This is a genomic window from Anatilimnocola floriformis (genome assembly GCF_024256385.1).
Lineage (GTDB): Bacteria > Planctomycetota > Planctomycetia > Pirellulales > Pirellulaceae > Anatilimnocola > Anatilimnocola floriformis.
The window spans coordinates 654,766-674,930 of the sequence record NZ_JAMLFW010000002.1 but is presented as its reverse complement, the minus strand read 5'-3'; the positions used below and the strand labels follow the sequence as shown (position 1 = coordinate 674,930).

Here is a 20,165-nt window from a genome sequence, read left to right as displayed (position 1 = left end):
GATTGTCTATTAGTCCAAGCGGTCTAGTTTCAGAGCAAACCGCACGTATTCTTGAGGAATGGAAAGTCCAGCCGATCAACGAGAAGCTCGCCGAGCGGCTGATAATTTGTCGGAACTCGCTGAACTCATCGACAGCACCATTTTGTGCGATGGAGTTCGCGAGGTGCGGCCAGGTGTCTTCCTGCGTCGCACGACCCAGGCCGGCGAGAGGGTCCAAGGAGTTTGCGATCCGGGACTCTGTGTCGTCGCGCAGGGCAGCAAGATCATCACGCTCGGCGACGAGTCTTTTCTGCAGAAACGGGCCGAGTACCTGATCACCACGATGGCTTTGCCGTTCGTGGGCGAGGTGGTGGACGTTTCGCCAGAGCATCCCTATCTCAGTTTTCGCATTGCGCTCGATTCGGCGCTGGTCACGTCGGTGATGGTCGAGTCGGGATTTATCAATCCGCGCACCGAAGGGAGCGCGAAGGCAGTCGACGTGAGTCCGCTCGATCACAAACTGCTCGACGCCACCGTGCGACTGATGCGACTGGTTAATTCGCCGAACGAGTACCGTGTCCTGGCTCCGCTCGTAACCCGCGAGATCATTTATCGGTTGTTGACCGGCGCGCAGGGAAATCGCCTGCGCCATCTGGCAACTCTGGGAGGCCAGTCCCATCGCATGGTGCGGGCCCTGGAGTTGATCCGCGAGAACTTCGATAAGCCGCTAAAGATCGAAGAAATCGCGCGCGAGCTTTGCATGAGCGTGTCTAGCTTTCACGCCCACTTCAAAGCGGTAACCGCGTTGAGTCCTCTGCAGTACCAGAAGCAACTTCGCCTGGAAGAAGCGCGGCGGCTGATGCTCACTGAGAAACTCGACGCCGCGCAAGCCGGTTACCGCGTTGGTTACGAAGATGCTTCTCACTTTAGCCGCGACTACAAACGCAGTTTTGGCGAACCGCCGATCCGGCATGTCGAGCAGTTGCGCGAGATCACCGGATTGCGCGCAACTTCATAAAACACTGAACTGATTACTCGCTTGACGAGCAACGCTTTATGCAGCCCACTCGCAATTTCAACTATTGGACGCCTCTCAAGGCAATTGTCATTCTCGGCATCATCATCGGTGCGGCGCTCTTCATCCGCCGATCGACGAACGTGACGGCGGCCCCTAAGGCGGCGAAGCGTTTGCCCGCCGTTACCGTAGCCACACCGGTCAAGATGCCGATCGTGGAGTGGGACGAATATGTCGGTCGTCTGGCTGCTTTAGATTCCGTCAACATACGGTCGCGGGTCAGCGGCTACTTAGCGACGACGCACTATCAAGAAGGGCAAATCGTCAAAGTTGGCGACTTGCTCGTGGTCATCGATCAGCGCCCCTTTCGCGCGGAAGTCACTCGCGCGGAAGCCGCCATCGCAGCGGCGAATGCTCAACTTGAGCAAGCCCGCGCGGCAGTCGGTGAGTCCGAAGCTGAATTGAAGCGCACGCAAGCGAGTCGCGAACTAGCGGTCAGTCGACAACGTCGCGCCGAAGATCTCCGGCAGCAAACTGCCATCGCCAAGGAAGAAGCGGAAATTCGAACGGCAGAGCTCGCGCAAGCCGAGGCCAGCGTGGCAGTCTCGTTAGCCAAGATTGAATCCGCAAAGTCGGCGGTCCTCGCCGCGCAGGCCGCGGTCAACGTTTCTCAGGCCAGTTTGGAAACAGCTCAGCTGAATCTGCAATACACCGAAATTCGGGCTCCGATTGGCGGGCGGATCAGCAATCGCCTGGTCACCGAAGGAAATCTGGTGATCGGCGGGACGAGCGATTCGACGCTCCTCACGACGATTGTTTCGGTGGATCCCATTCACTGCTACTTCGACACCGACGAACAGTCGTATTTGAAGTATGTTCGCCTGGCCCGCGAAGGCGTCTTGGCCAGCAGTCGCGAAGCACGCAACCCGGTGTACATCGCGCTCGCGAACGAGCGCGATGGCTTTCCTCACTGGGGCCACATGGACTTCATCGAGAATCGCCTCGACAACGAGACGGCTACGATGCGTGGCCGGGCCATCTTTCCCAATAAGGATGGTGGACTGACGCCCGGCCTCTTCGCTCGCGTGCGAATTCCTGGTAGCCCCAAGCACGAAGCCATCCTGGTTCCCGATCGCGCCATTGCGACCGATCAAGCCGAGAAATTTGTACTCGTCATCGACGACGACAATCGCGTGGTGCGGAAGGGGGTCGTCCTGGGACCGGTTTCGCACGGCTTGCGAGTCATTCGCTCCGGCCTGACCGGCGCCGAACGGGTTGTGCTCACCGGGCAGCAACGCGCTAAGGTGGGAGGCGAAGTGACGTTGTCGGTCGAAACCATTGTCGCTGGCAAGGAAAGCCTGCCGGATGACTTCGAGGCAGTGCCTGAAGAAAAGTGGCTGAACCCTAAACGCACGACGGCGGGAAATGTGGCGACGCCTGACGAACCTCGTGCAGCAGTGCGAAAAGTTGAAACGCAGAACACGAAAACATCGGGAGAGGAATTGCAGTGAAGATCGCCCATTTCTTCATCGATCGTCCGATCTTCGCCGCGGTCATTTCCATTTTGCTAGTGATTCTAGGCGGCATCGCCTATCTCACTTTGCCAGCCGCGCAATATCCGGACATCGTGCCTCCCACGATCGTCGTTCGCGCGAGCTACCCTGGCGCCTCGCCGCAGGTGATTGCCGATGCGGTCGCCACTCCAATTGAACAAGAGGTCAACGGCGTCGAAGACATGATGTACATGTCTTCGCAATGCACGAGCGACGGCGCCATGGCGCTCACGATTACGTTTCGACTGGGAACGGATCTGAATCAAGCCCAGGTGTTGGTGCAGAACCGCGTGGCCATCGCGCAGCCGCGGTTGCCGGAGGAAGTGCGCCGGCTTGGCGTTACCACCATCAAGTCATCTCCGGACTTACTGTTGGTGATCCATCTCATTTCTCCCAATGCTGAATACGATCAGCTCTATGTTGGCAACTACGGCTTGATTCAGCTGCGCGATGCGCTCGCGCGGATCGACGGCGTGGGCGACATCAGCATCAATGGGTTGCGCGAATACAGCATGCGCATTTGGCTCGACCCCGAGCGTTTGTCGCACCTTTCTCTGACTCCCGGAGACGTTGTCGACAGCCTGCAAGAGCAGAACGTTCAAGTGGCGTCGGGAACAATCGGACAACCTCCCGTTCCCACAGGAAATGATTTTCAGCTGACGATCAATACGCTGGGGCGATTGATCGAGCCGTCTCAGTTTGAAGACATCATCGTACGCACCGGCGTCGACGGCCGCGTCATCCGGGTGAAAGATGTTGCCCGTATCGAGCTCGGTGCTCGTGACTATTCATCGGAAAGCATGCTCGATAACAAGCCCGCAGTATCCATTGCGCTCGCTCAGCGGCCGGGCTCAAACGCGCTCGCCACAGCAAAGTCGATCGAGACGGAAATCGAACGCCTTTCGAAGGATTTTCCGAAGGGCATCGAGTACCGCATCATCTACAACCCGACGATCTTCGTGCGCGAGTCAATCGACTCCGTAATTCACACGCTCTTCGAAGCCATTGTCCTCGTCGTGGTCGTGGTGCTGATTTTTTTGCAGAACTGGCGAGCCAGTTTGATTCCTTTGTTGGCGATCCCTGTTTCGCTCGTGGGAACGTTCGTGGCAATGTCGGCTTTCGGCTTTTCGCTGAACATGCTGTCGCTTTTCGGTCTCGTGCTGGCGATTGGCATTGTGGTGGACGATGCCATCGTCGTCGTTGAGAACGTCGAACGCCACATGGCGCTGGGGTTGTCGCCGCGCGAGGCGTCGTACAAAGCCATGGATGAAGTGACTGCAGCCGTAATCGCGATTGCAGTCGGCTTGTCCGCCGTGTTCGTACCGACGGCCTTCTTGGGTGGCATCAGCGGTCAGTTCTATCGGCAGTTCGCGTTGACCATTGCGGTATCCACGCTGCTGTCAGCATTTAACTCGCTCACACTGGCGCCGGCGCTCTGTGCATTGCTACTGCAGCCTCATGGAGCGAAGAAGGATTGGTTCACACGCCTCTGGGACTTCCTCTTCGGCTGGTTTTTTCGGCTTTTCAACAAGGGCTTCGACGCTAGTAGCAACGCCTATGGCAAGTCCGTGAATTGGTTGGTTCGCCGCGCGTTCATCCCGCTCGCCGTTTATGTCGGGCTAATCTTGGTCACCGGTTATGGTTTTCAAAAAGTGCCAACGGGGTTCATTCCTTCGCAGGACATGGGCTACTTGATCACGATGGTCCAGTTGCCTGACGGTGCATCCGTAGAGCGGACATCGGCGGTCGTGCGCCGTACCGTGGATACGATTCTCAAGCATCCAGGCGTCGAACACGCCATCGGCTATGCCGGCTATTCCGGCACCACGCGCAGCAATAGTCCCAATTACGGCTCGATCTTCGTGATTCCGAAGTCGTTTCACGAGCGGGGTGAGACTGGTCTCACCGCCAAGAAGATCCAGACCGATTTGCAAGCTGAACTGGGAACTGCCAGCGATGCGATGATCTTCGTGATTCCGCCACCGCCGGTGCGAGGTTTGGGTACCGCGGGCGGATTCAAATTTCTCGTGCAAGATCGTGGCGGGCACGGGTACAAGGCCTTGCAGGATGCGTCGGAGAAATTGATCGCTGCCGCAGCCGAAGACCCTGCACTATCGAATGTATTCACGACCTATCGGGCAACCACCCCGCAGTTGTACGCAGATGTCGACCGTGTCAAAGCGAACATGTTGAATGTTCCCATTGCCAACGTCTTCGAGACGTTGCAAGTCAATCTCGGCTCGGCCTATGTCAACGATCTCAATCTGTTCGGTCGCACATTTCAAGTGCGAGTTCAGTCGGAAGGAGAATATCGTTCTGTCGTCGAAGATATCGCCCGCCTAAAGACTCGCAATGCGAGTGGCAAAATGGTTCCGCTCGGTTCCGTGCTGAATGTGGACTGGCGGAGCGGGCCAGATCGCGTGGTGCGTTACAACATGTATCCCTCGGCAGAAGTGCAAGGCGATGCCGCCGCAGGCCGAAGTTCGGGCGAAGCAATCGCAGCCATTGAACGACTCGCCCGCGAAACGCTCCCTCCCGGGATGTCGATCGAGTGGACCGATATCGCTTATCAGCAACGACTCGCTGGCAACACGGCGATCCTGATTTTCCCGTTGTGCGTGCTGTTCGTCTTCTTGGTGCACTCGGCCGAATATGAAAGCTGGACCTTGCCGCTGGCGATCATTTTGATCGCTCCGATCTGCCTCCCGTTCGCGCTTGGAGGTGTGGCCTGGCGTGGTATGGATAACAACCTGATTACACAGATCGGCTTCATCGTGCTCATTGGGCTGGCAGCCAAGAACGCGGTGCTGATCGTCGAATTTTCGAAACAGCTCGAAGAGGAAGGGCGAAATCGGTTTGACGCCACCGTCGAAGCCTGTCGACTTCGACTCCGCCCCATCATGATGACCTCGTTCGCCTTCATCCTCGGCGTGTTGCCACTCGCAACTGCAACCGGTGCGGGTGCAGAGATGCGCCAAGCGCTAGGAACAGCCGTGTTTGCCGGCATGTTGGGCGTGACCTTCTTCGGACTATTTTTAACACCGTCGTTCTACGTCGTGCTGCGGGGAATGTCGCAACGCTTTTGGGCCAGCTGGGGGAGTGAACCGACCAGCCCCCACCATCACGGCCCGCATGGTTAGGTACGATCAACTTGCAGCGTGACGTACCAACTTACAGCGTGACGTACTCGAACGCGGATGGGGCAACTCATTGTCCCACATAAGGTCCCACAATAAGAAAGCCCTTCGACGCTTTCGCGGAAGGGCTTGTTTCTTGGAGCCTGCGATGGATCAATCACTTGCTTGTCCGCATTGCGGTCAGATTGTCCTAAACCAACCGGCATTAGCTGGCCAACTTGTTCAGTGCCCCGGCTGCAACGGCCAATTTCAATTGCCAATGCTCGCAGTAGTGGTGCCGGCCCGTGGTGCATCAACACGAAACTCAACCAAACTGAAAACTGGCAAGCGGCCAATCTGGCCGTGGGTGCTGGGGTTTTTCGTACTTGGGCTGGTCAGCATGGGGCTTTCAGAACTTGGAGTCTTTCCGAAGGGTGACCCTGAAGCTGCTGCAAGGGCCCGGTTGGAAAGAGAGGAGCAGAGAAAGCAGCAAGTGATTGCCCGCGAAAAACAGCGATTGCATGAACAAGAGATGGCAGACATTTTTGCGGGTAAGCGGAGCAGCGTTCCCGATATTCGATTCGGACTCTCAGAGGACCGGCGGAAGACATTCTTCCGGGAGTGGGTGCTCATTGAGGATAGTGCCGGCATTCACACGAGCACAGCTGAAGCGTTGAAAGACGCGATCTGCCGCGAGTACAAAATCACGAGATCGCAAGCGATGGAAATTTTCGTTGAGTCACACGAAAAGAACTGGCCGTTGCCACCTGAGAAAATTCCTGCGAAAAAATAAAAATATACAAGCCGACAGTTTTGCTGCGATTGATTGCAAAACCGGACACGCGATTTTTTTTGCAAAGCGAGTTACTCACTCGCCTTGCGCTCGTGAACCAGCAAGGACCTCCATGTCGTCGCTCGGTAGCATTCTCGGTAAGTCATGGCTCAAGTTCTCTTGCCCACAATGCGGTATAGAGAATTGCTGCCGAGTGAAGCAAGTTACACTTGGCGAACGAATCTATTGTCGCGGTTGCCACACAACGATCAGCCTGGTGGACAAAGACGCAAGCATGGCTACCGCTAAGCGGCGAATCAACGCCGCAGCCAACGACCTGCAGCGGATGCTAAGATCGTTGAACTAATAATTCGGAGAAGCAGTTGATGCCGATGCGATTTCCATATCTCAAGGCGGCGAGAGTGAAGCTTTAGGAGCGACGGAACGCCTGCCTGAAAGCGAATCACGCTAATTCAGTGCAGTTTGCGGGGTACTTCCTCGACTTTGTTCGCAAGGACCCAGTTGTCCAGCCGATTGTCGCGGAATTGGATGCGATCATCTGGCAAAAATATGCCGATTCCAACGACCTTGTGGACGTTGAGAATCATTGCCTGCGTTTGCCTCAGCAGGCCGATGAGTGTGCGTCGCTCTACCTGCAGATTTTACAACTGTACTCAAATCCTGAAGCAGATTTCCCGCACTTCTTCACCGTATTCGGCAGAGGGTCCAGCAGCTTTCAGGACATGTCGGAAGAGTTTTTCGAGCAAGTCCTTGGCCCCCTTTGTTCGTACATCGACGAGCGAATTGACGACGGCGATTTGTTGCTTTACTCGCTCACTCGTTATCGACGAGAGTGCCAGTGGTTTGAGACAGGCACAATATCGCAATTAGTCGAATCGGCTGATTCTCGAAAGCTGGAGGAGGTACTCGACAGCCATCTGCGAGCGTGGCTCTTTCGGGAGGGTATCGACTTCCCGTTCTCAACACCCAAAAGCCCCGCCGGCAGAGCGGATATTGTTGTGTGGCAAGGCGAGGAACCGCTGCCCATCGAAGTTAAGGTTTACGATGGGGAAAACCGAGACTTAGGCCACGTCTCCCAGGGCCTTTGGCAAGCACAGCGGTACGCTCACGATTACGGCAAGCCATTCGGTTATCTGGTTGTGTTCAACACTTCTGACCATTTGCTCTCGTTTGATGCCACGATTTCCAAGGATGGCCCGCCATGCGTTCCCGTCGGTGGGCTCAACGTCTTTGCCGTTGTGATAAACACAACCGATCGGGCATCGGCATCGAAGGAAAAGCCCGTAGTAAGTAAAGTTGTGCCGTGCCCTGGCTCCAACACAGGGTCAAAGCCATAGTAGTTCCTCGGCGTTCTCAAGATCTTTCACCGTGACGAGACGGCTGACGCAGATGCGAATGGCCGATGAGATCGACGCCGAAGTCTGTGGCAGGAAGCAACTAGTAGCTCTAGTCCCCACAATAAGAAAGCCCTTCGACGCTTTCGCGGAAGGGCTTCTTAATCAATCAAGTCGGGATGACAGGACGGCTATTGAACTATTCGTCGCGTCGGTGGCGGGGTGGGATAGCAGCCTGCGGCGGCAACTTGTCGGGCTGGCGGCCTGAATTTTCTGGCAACCGAAAATAGAACAGGTAGAATCAGCGGACATTCGTTGACCCACAAGACTGAAGGTGCGCCCGTGTCCGAAATTAGCGTTCAAGAAACGACAAGGCAAATCATCGAACATTTAGAGCGTCTGAAGCGGGAGCGAGAGGCCCCTAAGAAACTCACACTCAACGGCCAATACAAATCATCATGCTGCCAGAAGCCGACGATCATCGTTTGCAGCCGTGCGGGTGGCTTCGTCACTCAGAACTGTTCACGATGCGGAGTGCCAAAGAGCATCCGGCTTGACGAATTGCCTCCACTCATCTGCACTCGCTGCCAAGTTAAGCTAGAGACGTTCAAGTCCAAAAACTATTTCTATGCCTGCCAACGATGTAATTCTCGATGGGAGCTAGCTTCGATCATCCCGTTCTGGAATGAACTGTTCAACGAGAGCGGATATTATCTCGATAGCGACGGGGGTACGTCCGGCTACAACAGTTACGTTGACCGTGCGGCGATACTCGCTAGGCTTGGCGGCTAGTTGCCACCCCAGCGTCTCGATTGCGGATCATTCGCCGCTCGCCGAACCATGAACTATGCGATTTGAACTTGAACCATTCAATCGAAGCGTGTCGGACGAAGACTTGCTATCGGATTTAGTAACGGCGGCCGAGACGCTGAAGGCGGCCGGTAAATCTCTGACCTTTCGCAACTACCGGGAAGTCGGGAAGTACGGACCGTCAACAATTAACGACCGCTTTGGCTCTTGGAACAATGCTCTGCGCAAGGCGGGTCTCGCCCTGGCTGAAGAGAAAAACGTGCCGGTCGATGTGCTGTTTGACAATCTGCGGCTTGTCTGGATAGCGAAAGGAAAGCAACCGGTTTACCGCGATATGAACGGGCCACCGTCCCAGTACACCGGCTCAACTTACAACGCTCGCTTTGGCGGGTGGCGCAAGGCGCTCGAAGAGTTCGTGGCTACGGTGACTGAGGAACAGGAACTACTGACTACCCCTGAAGCTCGTCAGCCGCCAAAACAAACCGGCAGGCGCACGAATCGTGATCCGTCGCTCTCGCTCAGATTCTTAGTGCTGAAGCGAGATTGCTTTCGTTGCACGGCTTGCGGTCGCTCACCTGCGACCCATGCAGGGTTGATCCTCGAAATAGACCACGTCATTGCATGGTCAAAAGGTGGCGAAACGATCGCTGAAAACTTGCAGTCACTTTGCTTTGACTGCAATCGAGGAAAGAGCGCGACATAGTAGGTGACATTCTGGGAACCGTGCCTGAACAATTAGCAAAACTGCTGGCAACCTGGAAATTCACGCGATAAAATCCGACCCTTGAACGCATTCCGCCTGATTCCAACTCAGCCCTTACAACGGATGCTCAATGACTCTTGAACGAGACCAGAATGGAATACTGCGAGGCGACCTTCAATACGATGTGGGTTTTCCGGCTACGGTTCTTTCTCAAATCACGCCAGTCCTATACCCTTGTACAAGCTGTGGCACAGTCACACTCCATGTTGCTGTGGAACAACCAACAGGACTTGCCATCAAAATCCCGTTCTTCAGCAAACCGTTGGCATCCACTGGTAAAGATTTCGGGCTGGTCTGCAATGACTGCACAACGACCGCTGGCATAAACGGCAAGATGCTTCTGAGCACGCTTGAACAGCGAATCGTTCCTACAGAGATATGTCGTACCTTAGACCGATTCTTTGAGAACGTGCCGAATGCTCCGTTGGCCTATGGCGATGGATTCGCAGGGTTTTTGCTCCCGCATTTTGAAGGCGACACTACGTTCATTGCGACTTGCCTTTCGATCTACCGCCGGCAAAAGTGACAACCATGAAGACACTAGCCACTGAAGAACTACGGTCACTCGTGCTGGAATGCCTGAAGCAGTGGGCAGAACAACGGGGAAGGCAGCAAACTCGCCAATTTGCGGACCTTGTTCAGCAAGTCAAGCATCGTTATGCGATCCGGATTGGCCTAGAAGCAACGTGGGAACGTGACCAGAACTATTGGCGTGATGACAACGCGCAAAAACTACAGCACGTCGTCTGGGATTTGATTATCTCGCGTGTGCTAATTCCGGGGCCTGAGACTGCGGGCAATACCGGCTGGCCATTTCTATCGCTCACTGACCACGGCAAGTCTATTGCGATTGCACAAAGGCCAGTGCCCTATGACCCGGACAACTACTTGGCTCATTTGCAAAGGGTCGCCGTTGGGATACACCCGACTGCCGTTGCGTATGTTGTAGAAGCCCTGGCGACGTTTCGTATGGGATGTTACTTGGCTTCTGCTGTGATGCTGGGTTGTGCGTCCGAGCGGATTCTGGGCGACTTGGCGGATTCAATTCATGCTGCAATAGGGACTCCAGCGAAACAAACGCAATTCAAGAAAGACGCGCTTGACGGGACGATGTTCAAACGGGTGAATGCAATTTCCGATTGGTGCAATTCCCACAACGGGCAGCTAGTCGGCGATTGGCAGCGCAAAGAGAGGCTTCGGACGGTTGACAAAGTTGCCGATTTCATCCGCAACCAGCGGAACGATGCTGGGCATCCGCAAGACCCGCCGGCAATACCGTCCCATGAAGAAACCTACGCTGCACTCATGGTGTTCCCGGATTACTGCTGCTGGATTTACGAACTGAAGACCAACCTTGACACCCGGCCGGGCCAAATTCCATAGCTGGCTCGGCTTCGCACTCTGGACTGCAACCGCCGTGCTGTTCTGGCTTGCGATCTACGAACCGAAGCGGCGGGTCTCACTATCTTCGCTGCTGGCGCTGACGCTCTTGCTGGCTGTGGCGTTCACGTTCGGCCGCTGGAAGCCTCGCGGTAAGATCGAGGTAATACGAGCGACCCAAGTTCAAACGAAGTGATTGAGATTTACTTTTGAACCCAGGCCGCGCGTAGGGCTGCGGTCTGTGCGGCCCCGCGAAGTTGGCCCGCAATCGACATTTGACCCCCTCCCCGGTCTCTCCTTCTGAACCAGCTACCAACAATGAAACAGTGGCTCAACTAAACGGTGCAATAACCGCTCGATGGTCGATGTCCAACTGCATGTCGTCAACTGACACGAGTTGCGTCCTTCGTGTGCCCAGCCAGCCACGGCAGGTGTACTAAATGTATGAAAGAGATTGACGACTTGATGAGCCTCGACTTGATCCGGTTTATCCCGCTGACAAAAGGCGAGATTGCCGTCGTCGATAGGTGGATGCACGATGCTCTGGTCGCAATGGGTTCGTGGTACTCAGATTGTGGCTACGCTGTCCGGAGGGCGGGTGGTCGTCGTACTCAGTACATGCACCGGGAGGTCTTGATCCTCGCAGGGCATGACATCACTGGCCTAGAAGTCGATCACTGGAATGGCGACCCGTCAGACAATCGACAATGCAATCTACGTCCGGCAACGCCCCGACAAAACTGTGCGAACAGACGGCAGCACAGCCGAGCATCGGAATACCAAGGTGTATATCAGCACAAGGACACAGGCCGCTGGCAGGCGAGATACAAGCTCAAAGGGCAAGGGCGATCGCTAGGCTGCTTCGCCACTGAAGAAGAGGCAGCCCTCGCATACGACGTAAAGATGCTGGAATTTCATGGCCACTGGTACAAGCCCAACTTCCCGCTGAAGCTGTTCTACGAATGTGGTGGGCCGCCAATTGTGAAACGTCCCTAGCGCGCGCGGCCGATAGCGCGAACACGGGTGAGGTCGAAGCGCGATCGCATACGGGGTCAAAGCGTCACCCGGCAGGTGGCCTACAGCTTCAGCAATCGGTATACGGTCGCCCGGCCTACGTCCAAGGCTTTGCTGATCTCGTCAATTGTGTTGCCCTTAGCTCGCAGGGCAAGCGCTCGCGATGGGTCTGCCTTGGTGCTGCCCGGCTTGCGGCCGGTGTACTTGCCGGCCTGCTTGGCAACACGGATGCCGGCCGCCTGCCGCTCACGGCGGGTCTCGGTTTCCATCTGGGCGATGGCGAACAGCACCGAGGCCACCAGCTGGCCGGTCACACCGGCGAAGTCGAGTTGTTGCGTCACGGATACAACACGGACACCGGCCTTGCACCAGTCGATCAGCGTGTTGATGCCGTCTTGCAGACTGCGGCTGAGGCGATCGAGCTTCCACACAACGACGGTCTTGATCTCACCGGCGAAGATTGCGGCCTGTAGTTTCTCGAAGGCTGGCCGCTTCAGGCTCTCACCGCTCTTCTTGTCCACGAACCAGCGTACGTCCTTTATGCCGTGGTTCGCTAACCATCGTTCGATCTCGGCACGCTGCCCAGCTTCGTTCTGTCCTGCGGTCGAAACGCGGATGTAAATGCCCGTCGTCGTCATATTGTGTCTCCTTGGTGGTGTCTCACTTAGAGTATACCCTAGCAAAGACACTTTGGCGACGATTTTGGCATCTAATTGTAAGGATTTACGTCAAAACTTAGCAAACCACCCTAAATGAGACACAGATGAAACCAACAACGAGAGTCTTTGAATTGACGTGGCCCGACAGCGGCCTGCCGGCCTTCGTCGGCTTCGGCACCAAGTTGTGGTGGCCGAGGTGGGAATTGCGAGCGATCGACGGCTCGAAACTGGGCGCGTACTTCCGCACGCTCGAAGCGCGCGGCCTGACGCCCCAGGTCAGTGACCGGTGGCTGCCATCCCACCCGATGCCCCGGCCGGCGGCGATCGCCATCGCCGCGTCCCGTCTGCGACAGATTGCCGACTGGGCAGGCTGCTGGCCCGAGTGGATATGCAATTATCCAGACCACCGTATCGTTGCTGTGCGGCCCGTGGCGCGGCTCGCGCCGGACGGCAGCCTAGATCACTACGGAAGCATCTATGCGGCTGCTGCGGCCCGTGGCGTACATAACCGGGCAATCGCGATCGCCGTCAGAACCGGTCGTCACGATCACGACGGCGGCCGGTGGATCGAGCCTTTGCGGACGTGTCTAGCAGACCGGCCAAATAGTTAGTAACCGTGGCAGACCGGGCGAAGTTAGGACTTCAGGTGGGAGTTATCGGATCGGTGACGATGCGCCAGGACATCGTCACCCCATAAGCCCTTTTCAGCAAACACCTTAGGGCGTTTGATGACGATGGTGACGATATTTTCAGGGTGGTACAGCTATATATACGATTTATATAGGGGCATGTAATACATAATAGCCTATAGGGGTTAATCTCTTAAAAATAGCGTCACATCGTCACCAACAACACCTAAAGCCTTTTCTGAAAAGAACTTATGGCGGTGACGATGCGCCTGCAAACACATAACTCCTGGCTAACTCTCGCCGCGCATCGTCACCTTTTGCTGCTCCGCCGCGATCGCTCTGCAATCTGCCTAAATCTTTCGGACAAATCGCAGGATGCCAAGGGATAGATATGTTCCACCCTTCAACATGCCAGAAGGTGGCGTAACGGACAAAAATTTTTTGTTTGTTTCGGTCATTTTGCAGAATAGTAAAGGGTCAGACGTGCCCAACTAAATTTGGCAGGTGTAGGAGCTATAGAAGGACTTTTACCGTCAGTCACCAGACAATTGGGGCAGATGCACAGGGATAGATCGGGAGCGTTCTCGACCCCAGCATGACGGTACACCCGCCATGCGAAACGATCCGCGACCCGATCCCTGGGCACCCAACCTCACTCTCGACATTCAGCGATCAGCCACCGATCGTCTCGCGGATGATCGGCTACTCACGCTGCTGACGTTCTACAGCGCCGGCGACCTGAATGTGCTGCCGGAATTGCTAAGCGGCCTGCGTTGGCTCGTCTATGAGCACACGCACGACGCCGAGCACGTCGGCTCAGCTTGTGCCGCTCTTGGCGACGCACTGGATCGCCTGCGAGCACACGATCACGTCGATGCCGCCGAAGTGCTGAAGTATCTCCGAGCGGAGATCGGTCGATCCTACATCGACTATCGGCGTGAGGTCTCACCCAACCTTCTCGCGCCGGCTAGTACCAAGTCTTCGCGTAAATCACGGGCCAAGAAAGCAGGCAAGGAAGCCAAGCCAATCCATGAACCGAAGCGTGAGTGGCGCGATGCCGCTCTTATCGGCGACGACGGCAGCACTTGGCTCGACAACGAGGCCAACCCATCGGTTCCTTCATCAATGCGTGGACACAGTATGGCAACGGACTTTGAGGAAATGATGGATCACGTTGCCCGCTCACCCTTCGAGCGTGACGTGATGGAACGACGGCTCGAAGGCGAAAGCATCCGAGACATCGCCCGCGATCTTGGTGTCAGCAAATATCAAATTGAAAGCCTTTGTTCGCTCTTCAAGAGACGGGCCGAGGAAGTGCTATGACCTGTGTGGTTCGGTCGCCTCTGGCCAGAGGTGCCGCGCCTTTGCGGGTAGTGGGTGTTGTTCCTCACTGCCCGCTCTTATCTACACGCCGCTCCCCTGCGGCCGAACAACACGACGAGAACAACATGACGACTTTCGATTCTGTGTGCGCCGATCATGGCGCGGCACCCTGCCCTAAATCTGAACGGGGCTATCTGTTTGGCAACGTGCCTTCTGCCGTGGCTGCCTGCTTGAATCTAGGCTTCACCTTTCCGGCCTTCGACCTGCCAGCTGATCGTACCGTGCTGCTGTATGTCAACAAGCATAGCAAGCTAGTGGCCCGACCGGCCCGCCACAAAGACGAACCGTCGCTGCTGCGATGGATCACCGCGCCCCGCTCGTATGAAGCAGTCCTGGGCGGGCTTGTCGAAGACGAAACCGACCACAACTATGACGACCGCTACCGCAGCTGCGTCCGCCGCACGGATAGTACGCTGTTGAGCGACGATCTGTTTCGCGGCCTAGTAGCCAGCGGCGATGATGTGCATTGGACTAAGTTCTACGCCTCGTCGATCCGCATGATGCTTCAAGATGAGGGATTAACACGCAGTGAAGCCGACTGCGCTATCGGTCGAATGATCCGTTTCTCTTGGGAAATAGTGACTCGCCCGTTCAAGCCTGAATACCCTGTCCCTGGCAAGCGTATCTGGAACCCAGACGCACCACAGCTAAAGTGCTCGCCGATTGCCGGACCACACCCAACGTTCGATTGCATTCTCAGTCATTGCGGGCGAGAGATGGACATCGTCCTGCCTGACAATGAGTGGGCACGCGAACATAGCATCGTCACCGGCGCTGACTGGCTTCGCATCCTCCTCGCGAGCATCTTCAGGCAGCCTGAAATGCCCACGCCCTACTTGTTCTTGTTCGGTCCACAGAACTCTGGCAAGTCGATCCTGCATGAGATGCTGTATCTGCTGATGACCAAAGGTATCGTCCAGGCAGACAGGGCGCTGACCAACAAATCTGACTTCAATGGTGAACTAGACGGCGCGATCGTCTGCGTCGTCGAAGAAAAGAATCTGACCAAGGCTTCAGGGTCTCTCGCGAAGATCAAGCAGGCGGTCACAAGCCCGAAACTGTCGATCCGCAAAATGCGAACCGAGAGTTTCATGGCCGACAACTTGACCCACTGGATTCAAACTAGCAACGACAATGACGGCTGTGTTGTGGAACATGGTGACACCCGAATACAGACGCTTCACGTTCTCGACCTGCCGCCCGGAGAAGAAATTCCCAAGCCGGTACTGCTGGAACTGCTGAAGGCCGAGGCCCCACACTTCACGTTCACGCTATTGAACGTGAAGTTGCCGCCACCGATTGGGCGTTTGGCGTTGGAGATCATCGACACACCATCTCGACTACGCCTCGCTGACAGCAACGTCTGCGAGTTTGCGGCCGAAGTGGCCGAGTTCGCGAACTTGCAGTGGTGGCCAGCTGAAGCACCGCTTCAGGCCGGCAGTTGGGAGCAAGGCTCATGGCATGGGAATGCGGCCGAACTAGCCACAGCGTTGAAGGAAGTTCAGAAGTACCCGGACGCCCCTCGCGATGGTCGCTTGGTTGCTCGACTACTGGGCGAGCACACTGCCTACCTTGCATCCCGTGGCGTGACGTTCGTGATCGGCGACAAGACGAAGCGCGGTCGTATCATCACCCTTTCAACGACAAACAAAACCAGCACCTAGCCGAAGCCGGCAGCCTTCGCGGGGACCGCGCCCATCTGACGCCAAGACACCCGTCCTGAGACGCCTGCTCACGACGAGGACAGCAGCCTCGCCGGCTGGAAATACACGGCGAGGTATGCGGGCAGCTGCCGGTCGAAGTTGGCGACCGGCAGCTGCATCAAGACACCACCGGCAGATTAGGCGATGCCGGTGAGACAGAGCGGCATTTGGCTGCTCCGGCACCGCAAGGTGCTGTCGGCCGAGTTGGGGAGTTAATCTTTCGCCCCAACTCGGCCCTTTCTTACACACACACACACGGACTCCAAACATGGACATACCACGTCACCAGATCAATTGGCCAAACCACAAGGCCCTCGCGCTACGACTGTCTCGCGAGGCAGGCGTCCGGCCAGAGTTCTACGCGCTCGTCTATTCCTTCTTGAAGTTCAAGGAAGATGACCTCGCAATGAAGGCAACTCTGGCCAAGTTATACGAGACCACGGGGCGGGGGTATTTCTTTTGAACGAGAAAGCTATCCCCTGCACGGGCAGAGTGCTCGCAGCACTCGCTAACTGCCGTTTCGCCGTCGCCATTGACGGCACCACCGATCATCAAGTCCTTGCCCGCCTCTGCGGCAGGCTAGTCAAGAACTACATCACCGTCGTCGTTGGCGATGATGTCGAGCTTGAAGTTTCTCCCTATGACCTCACGCGAGGTCGCATCACTAGAAGGTTCTAACAATGAACGCATTCCAGAGAGTCATCAACGAAGCCGGTTTACACCGCGATCAGTACGGCGAAAACGGCTGGTTGTACTCGGTCCTGAAGCTCGGAGGATTCGATTACGAAGGCTCTGACGTCCATGCCAACCCCGTTACCGAAGTGCTCCGGCGCTTGGAAATCGCCGGCCTTGGCAAGCTCGTCCTCGAACGCATCGCACAGATACTCGGCACGCTTGACGACAAGTATCGCCGTGGCTTCACGTTCTAAAATCCCCGACCCCAACCACCTCGAAAGACAACAGCAATGCCAGAAATGACACCCCAGACCGCCCCGGAATACTTCCATGCGGACGGCAGACCAAAGTCACTACAAGAAGTCCGTGACGCCCGCGCCGAAGCCCAGTACGCCAAAGATCGCGTGGCGGCCGAACTGCGTGCTCGGAACCGTCGTGATCCCACCGAAGACGAACGCAGCATCCGAGCGTTCGACAAGCTGATCGAGCTTCGCACCGAGGACGCGAGATACCTCGTTCACCCGGAAGCGAAGTTGAACGCACGAGAGTTCATCAACGAACTGAAGGCCAAGAAGCAGGCCATCCTCGATAAGCAGGCTGAAGAGAAGCGTGTCGAACGCTTGCAGCAGTCGCGGCCGGCCCAGTTGGTGAAGGAGTACGCCACCACCCTTGTCCGTTCTCCAATCCCAGGCTGCACGGCTGAACAAATTGCAGTCGCCATCGCCTTGGCAGAGCGTACCGACTGCGAGCCGGACGAGCTTGCCCGCGACTTCTGGGCCGAGATCGAGAAGCTCGAAACCATCGGCGTCAACGCAACGCAAGCGACGGCGAACAAGGCCCGCGAAGATGCCGCGCGTGCCGAGTACCACTCAGCACTCGCCGACGTTGCCGCAGGTGAAGCCGCCCTACGTTTGCACCAAGCACAGGGGGCAACCGATGGAGAGTAATCATCTCTTAGCCGAGATCGCTCGGCTCGAAGCGGCGATGCCTGGCGCGAGCCACGCCACAGCGAAGCAGCTGCAGCGCCGAATTAACGAACTACACAACCAACTTGCAGCGATGACGGTAGCCAACGATGAAGAAAAACCCTCTTGAGTCAGAAAAGTTCGTCCACTTTTTTCGCACACTCACGCCCAATTATCGTTTTGTACGCTCGCGATTGCATCGGCAAGAACTGGGGTTGGCCCCTGGCGTTCATCGGTTTCCATCACAGTATGGAATTATGGACGCCGAAGTTGTCGGTGTCACCCTCGACCCCGTCGGCCGGCCGATTCGGTACCTGTATTTTTTGGTCTATCCAGTCGTTGACGATGGTTGCGGAGAAGCCGGAATCAATCCGGCAGCAATCGACGACGGCGTAGGAACGTGGCAGGGAGTCAAGCAGCCGCTTGGCGTTATGTCGCCCGTTCACAGTCCACCCGAATGCCTCTTTCAGGAGATGTCGGTCCGCGAAGGGTTCCGCAAGTATTGGATGGACTGGCACGCTTCGCGTGAGGCCAGCCGATTGCGTGCGGAACGACAAGCAGCCGATGCCGAACTGAAGGCAGCTGACGAACTGTTGGCGGCCTTACCCCCACCGAAGCCGAAACGCTGGTGGGAGGTGTTCCGATGAGCACCACAAGAAGCTGGGCACATTACCATGCCGGCCTGATTACACAGCAGGCCGGCGTCAGCTGGACATCAACGATCGACGGTCGGGTCTTCAGGTATCGAGGTGCCGAGGCACGCATGATTGCATTGCAAGCGTGTGCCGATCACGTCGAGACGCTGCTGGCCGAGGACGACGACGACGACGACGACGACGACGACGACGACGACAACGGAGACACCACCAATGACAACGCAACGTGAGGAAGCGGAAGCCCGATTGGCAGACGCCATCACCGACTTCTGCCTTTACTACTTGGACCCGGATTCAACCGATGCAGAACGACAGAAACGACTTGCCCGCGCTCGCGAGTACAGCGAGCTATCAGCTGGCAGAAAAACGAGCGGCCGAGAGGGTGCGGCAGTTTGCCCAAAATCCGAACCCGAGTTGTCTTGGACAAGAAATGGCGCTCACTCGCTTTCTGATCGAAGAGGCGACCAACCAAGGCAACCTGCAAACAGCGAGCACGCTGCTGACGTGTCTTAATAAGCTGTCACGCACTCACGAAGGCGCGGCGATTCGAGCCAACGAACTGCTGGCACGCTCGGTCGTTATGGGCATCTTCGAGACGTTCCTAACGATCGTCGCTGCGGAGTTCAAAGGCCTTCCCGGCTGGGAGCTACGGTTTGAGGCAGCGGCCGAGCGTATCGGCACTGCCATTGAAGAAGCCGTCAATCCCTCGGATGCGGCCAGCACGATCGCGGGCGACTAGATCGCCATCAAATCGAACAGCAGCGACCGGAAGGCTGACATGTCCCGCTCGTCTCGACTGTTGCCCAGGACGGCCCGCCCGACAGCTTCCTGGTCAGATGCAGACAGTTGGTCGAGCATGTCGCTTACCATGCTGAGTTGCAGGTCGTTATACGTTGCTGTCGGTGCAAACGCAGAGTCCCCGAGCTTCTGAGCAATCGTCTCACTTGCTTCTCTCATGCGTTTGCTGAGTGTCCGCCGGCCGATAACGAGGATTCGTTCAGCTGTGCGAAGCGAGGCACCCGTGACGAGCACAAATTGCACGGGCCGCCGCTGTTCGTAGGGTAGTTCCAGCACGGCCTGCGGCAGCGCGGCGAGGCGAGCTTGCTTCTGCGAGTCCTGGTCCGGTTGACGGTCGGCGTTCAGCTTGCCGCCACAATGCCCAAGCCAGTCGTTAGATTCCAAGCGTTCAACGTCGGGGCCAACGTCGGTGCTCGGACGGAAATTCTTGACTCGCCGGAAGGCATCTCGCTTGGCATTTTTGCCGAGGCGGTCAGCGATCGCATACAACCAGGGGCGGAACAACTTACCCGGTGTGAACTCGGCAGAGTGTTTATGCACTCGCAAAAACACCTGCTGCAACACGTCCTCAGCAACGTCACGGTCTTGCTGGACTTGCGACCGCAAGTAGTTCAACAGTGGTGTATACCATCGGCCGTACAGAATCGTGAGGGAGTGTTCGTCGCCAGCTTGCAGCGAGGCCATCAATTCTTCGTCGGTGTCGGTCATTCATAATTCCAAGGGTCTTAGAGTAGGTCACAGCTTGAAATATGTGTCAGAAAACAGCCAAGAAAAGCGGGAATGCGGTAAGGCTCGGCAATATCGCTGCGACAAGAAGCGTCTGTCCGTTCTGTAGGGGTTGTTCCGGGCACCGTGGCAAACGACGCAGTGTAGAGAGAACATGAAGAACCCCAGTTTTTTGCCGCCCGGAACGCCTCCGTGGATCACGCCCGAGCTTGTC

The 20,165-nt window shown here is 56.6% G+C and carries 22 protein-coding genes; 20 read left to right on the top strand and 2 right to left on the bottom strand.

Annotated elements, in window-relative coordinates; all coding sequences use genetic code 11:
* Positions 1 to 58 precede the first annotated feature (58 nt).
* From M9Q49_RS27405 to M9Q49_RS27360, 10 genes are all read left to right on the top strand, one after another.
* Positions 59 to 997, top strand: a complete 939-nt coding sequence (locus M9Q49_RS27405) for an AraC family transcriptional regulator (RefSeq protein ID WP_254512500.1) — start codon at positions 59 to 61, stop codon at positions 995 to 997.
* A 38-nt stretch (positions 998 to 1,035) separates the two neighbouring features.
* Positions 1,036 to 2,505, top strand: a complete 1,470-nt coding sequence (locus tag M9Q49_RS27400; protein WP_254512499.1) for an efflux RND transporter periplasmic adaptor subunit — start codon at positions 1,036 to 1,038, stop codon at positions 2,503 to 2,505.
* Positions 2,502 to 5,687 (top strand): efflux RND transporter permease subunit, encoded by a 3,186-nt coding sequence (locus M9Q49_RS27395; RefSeq protein ID WP_254512498.1) that lies wholly within the window; start codon positions 2,502 to 2,504, stop codon positions 5,685 to 5,687. Before M9Q49_RS27400 ends, M9Q49_RS27395 begins: the two co-directional genes overlap by 4 nt.
* A 145-nt stretch (positions 5,688 to 5,832) precedes the next feature.
* The gene (locus tag M9Q49_RS27390; protein ID WP_254512497.1) at positions 5,833 to 6,456 is read left to right on the top strand and encodes a hypothetical protein; all 624 of its coding nucleotides are present in this window, start codon (positions 5,833 to 5,835) and stop codon (positions 6,454 to 6,456) included.
* A gap of 455 nt (positions 6,457 to 6,911) precedes the next feature.
* Positions 6,912 to 7,793: a hypothetical protein gene (locus M9Q49_RS27385; RefSeq protein ID WP_254512496.1), complete on the top strand. Its 882-nt coding sequence runs from the start codon at positions 6,912 to 6,914 to the stop codon at positions 7,791 to 7,793.
* 844 nt (positions 7,794 to 8,637) lie between these two features.
* Complete coding sequence (locus tag M9Q49_RS27380; protein WP_254512495.1) at positions 8,638 to 9,303, top strand: homing endonuclease associated repeat-containing protein; 666 nt, start codon at positions 8,638 to 8,640, stop codon at positions 9,301 to 9,303.
* Positions 9,304 to 9,433: 130 nt separating this feature from the next.
* Positions 9,434 to 9,889, top strand: coding sequence for a hypothetical protein (locus M9Q49_RS27375; RefSeq protein ID WP_254512494.1), 456 nt, complete (start codon positions 9,434 to 9,436; stop codon positions 9,887 to 9,889).
* A gap of 5 nt (positions 9,890 to 9,894) precedes the next feature.
* Positions 9,895 to 10,746 (top strand): hypothetical protein, encoded by an 852-nt coding sequence (locus tag M9Q49_RS27370; protein WP_254512493.1) that lies wholly within the window; start codon positions 9,895 to 9,897, stop codon positions 10,744 to 10,746.
* 34 nt (positions 10,747 to 10,780) lie between these two features.
* A complete protein-coding gene (locus tag M9Q49_RS27365) occupies positions 10,781 to 10,939 on the top strand; it encodes a hypothetical protein (RefSeq protein WP_254512492.1) in 159 nt (52 codons plus the stop codon).
* A 248-nt stretch (positions 10,940 to 11,187) separates the two neighbouring features.
* The gene (locus M9Q49_RS27360) at positions 11,188 to 11,739 is read left to right on the top strand and encodes an HNH endonuclease (RefSeq protein WP_254512491.1); all 552 of its coding nucleotides are present in this window, start codon (positions 11,188 to 11,190) and stop codon (positions 11,737 to 11,739) included.
* A gap of 80 nt (positions 11,740 to 11,819) precedes the next feature.
* On the opposite strand, the gene M9Q49_RS27355 is transcribed toward M9Q49_RS27360, so the two are convergent.
* Positions 11,820 to 12,395, bottom strand: a complete 576-nt coding sequence (locus tag M9Q49_RS27355) for a recombinase family protein (protein ID WP_254512490.1) — start codon at positions 12,393 to 12,395, stop codon at positions 11,820 to 11,822.
* Between the two features lie 125 nt (positions 12,396 to 12,520).
* Here M9Q49_RS27355 and M9Q49_RS27350 point away from each other — a divergent pair, with 125 nt between their 5' ends.
* From M9Q49_RS27350 to M9Q49_RS27310, 10 genes are all read left to right on the top strand, one after another.
* Entirely contained in the window at positions 12,521 to 13,027 is a 507-nt protein-coding gene (locus tag M9Q49_RS27350; RefSeq protein ID WP_254512489.1) for a hypothetical protein, read from the top strand.
* A 630-nt stretch (positions 13,028 to 13,657) separates the two neighbouring features.
* Positions 13,658 to 14,368 (top strand): hypothetical protein, encoded by a 711-nt coding sequence (locus M9Q49_RS27345; RefSeq protein ID WP_254512488.1) that lies wholly within the window; start codon positions 13,658 to 13,660, stop codon positions 14,366 to 14,368.
* A gap of 125 nt (positions 14,369 to 14,493) precedes the next feature.
* Complete coding sequence (locus M9Q49_RS27340) at positions 14,494 to 16,092, top strand: primase-helicase family protein (protein ID WP_254512487.1); 1,599 nt, start codon at positions 14,494 to 14,496, stop codon at positions 16,090 to 16,092.
* Positions 16,093 to 16,590: 498 nt separating this feature from the next.
* Positions 16,591 to 16,809 (top strand): translation initiation factor IF-1, encoded by a 219-nt coding sequence (infA, locus tag M9Q49_RS27335; protein ID WP_254512486.1) that lies wholly within the window; start codon positions 16,591 to 16,593, stop codon positions 16,807 to 16,809.
* A 2-nt stretch (positions 16,810 to 16,811) separates the two neighbouring features.
* A complete protein-coding gene (locus M9Q49_RS27330; RefSeq protein ID WP_254512485.1) occupies positions 16,812 to 17,060 on the top strand; it encodes a hypothetical protein in 249 nt (82 codons plus the stop codon).
* A gap of 36 nt (positions 17,061 to 17,096) precedes the next feature.
* Positions 17,097 to 17,753, top strand: coding sequence for a hypothetical protein (locus M9Q49_RS27325; RefSeq protein ID WP_254512484.1), 657 nt, complete (start codon positions 17,097 to 17,099; stop codon positions 17,751 to 17,753).
* A complete protein-coding gene (locus tag M9Q49_RS27320; RefSeq protein WP_254512483.1) occupies positions 17,743 to 17,901 on the top strand; it encodes a hypothetical protein in 159 nt (52 codons plus the stop codon). The genes M9Q49_RS27325 and M9Q49_RS27320 overlap by 11 nt, the downstream gene beginning before the upstream one ends.
* 127 nt (positions 17,902 to 18,028) lie before the next feature.
* Positions 18,029 to 18,418 (top strand): hypothetical protein, encoded by a 390-nt coding sequence (locus M9Q49_RS27315; protein ID WP_254512482.1) that lies wholly within the window; start codon positions 18,029 to 18,031, stop codon positions 18,416 to 18,418.
* Between the two features lie 116 nt (positions 18,419 to 18,534).
* Positions 18,535 to 18,657: a hypothetical protein gene (locus tag M9Q49_RS35575; protein WP_261365324.1), complete on the top strand. Its 123-nt coding sequence runs from the start codon at positions 18,535 to 18,537 to the stop codon at positions 18,655 to 18,657.
* A 71-nt stretch (positions 18,658 to 18,728) separates the two neighbouring features.
* Positions 18,729 to 19,166 carry a hypothetical protein gene (locus tag M9Q49_RS27310; RefSeq protein ID WP_254512481.1) on the top strand — a complete coding sequence of 146 codons (438 nt, stop codon included), beginning with the start codon at positions 18,729 to 18,731 and terminating at the stop codon, positions 19,164 to 19,166.
* Here M9Q49_RS27310 and M9Q49_RS27305 read toward each other — a convergent pair.
* Positions 19,163 to 19,933, bottom strand: a complete 771-nt coding sequence (locus M9Q49_RS27305; protein WP_254512480.1) for an RNA polymerase sigma factor — start codon at positions 19,931 to 19,933, stop codon at positions 19,163 to 19,165. The genes M9Q49_RS27310 and M9Q49_RS27305 overlap by 4 nt on opposite strands.
* Positions 19,934 to 20,165 lie beyond the last annotated feature (232 nt).

What these genes read in the sequence shown, in the direction of transcription:
- M9Q49_RS27325 (WP_254512484.1), top strand. Translation starts at nt 17,097, where the DNA reads ATGCCAGAAATGACACCCCAGACCGCCCCGGAATACTTCCATGCGGAC.
- M9Q49_RS27405 (WP_254512500.1), top strand. Translation starts at nt 59, where the DNA reads ATGGAAAGTCCAGCCGATCAACGAGAAGCTCGCCGAGCGGCTGATAAT.
- M9Q49_RS35575 (WP_261365324.1), top strand. Translation starts at nt 18,535, where the DNA reads ATGATTGCATTGCAAGCGTGTGCCGATCACGTCGAGACGCTGCTGGCC.
- M9Q49_RS27370 (WP_254512493.1), top strand. Translation starts at nt 9,895, where the DNA reads ATGAAGACACTAGCCACTGAAGAACTACGGTCACTCGTGCTGGAATGC.
- M9Q49_RS27310 (WP_254512481.1), top strand. Translation starts at nt 18,729, where the DNA reads ATGCAGAACGACAGAAACGACTTGCCCGCGCTCGCGAGTACAGCGAGC.
- M9Q49_RS27320 (WP_254512483.1), top strand. Translation starts at nt 17,743, where the DNA reads ATGGAGAGTAATCATCTCTTAGCCGAGATCGCTCGGCTCGAAGCGGCG.
- M9Q49_RS27350 (WP_254512489.1), top strand. Translation starts at nt 12,521, where the DNA reads ATGAAACCAACAACGAGAGTCTTTGAATTGACGTGGCCCGACAGCGGC.
- M9Q49_RS27330 (WP_254512485.1), top strand. Translation starts at nt 16,812, where the DNA reads ATGAACGCATTCCAGAGAGTCATCAACGAAGCCGGTTTACACCGCGAT.
- M9Q49_RS27360 (WP_254512491.1), top strand. Translation starts at nt 11,188, where the DNA reads ATGAAAGAGATTGACGACTTGATGAGCCTCGACTTGATCCGGTTTATC.
- M9Q49_RS27305 (WP_254512480.1), bottom strand. Translation starts at nt 19,933, where the DNA reads ATGACCGACACCGACGAAGAATTGATGGCCTCGCTGCAAGCTGGCGAC.
- M9Q49_RS27355 (WP_254512490.1), bottom strand. Translation starts at nt 12,395, where the DNA reads ATGACGACGACGGGCATTTACATCCGCGTTTCGACCGCAGGACAGAAC.
- M9Q49_RS27345 (WP_254512488.1), top strand. Translation starts at nt 13,658, where the DNA reads ATGCGAAACGATCCGCGACCCGATCCCTGGGCACCCAACCTCACTCTC.
- M9Q49_RS27380 (WP_254512495.1), top strand. Translation starts at nt 8,638, where the DNA reads ATGCGATTTGAACTTGAACCATTCAATCGAAGCGTGTCGGACGAAGAC.
- M9Q49_RS27340 (WP_254512487.1), top strand. Translation starts at nt 14,494, where the DNA reads ATGACGACTTTCGATTCTGTGTGCGCCGATCATGGCGCGGCACCCTGC.
- M9Q49_RS27390 (WP_254512497.1), top strand. Translation starts at nt 5,833, where the DNA reads ATGGATCAATCACTTGCTTGTCCGCATTGCGGTCAGATTGTCCTAAAC.
- M9Q49_RS27400 (WP_254512499.1), top strand. Translation starts at nt 1,036, where the DNA reads ATGCAGCCCACTCGCAATTTCAACTATTGGACGCCTCTCAAGGCAATT.
- M9Q49_RS27315 (WP_254512482.1), top strand. Translation starts at nt 18,029, where the DNA reads ATGGACGCCGAAGTTGTCGGTGTCACCCTCGACCCCGTCGGCCGGCCG.
- M9Q49_RS27375 (WP_254512494.1), top strand. Translation starts at nt 9,434, where the DNA reads ATGACTCTTGAACGAGACCAGAATGGAATACTGCGAGGCGACCTTCAA.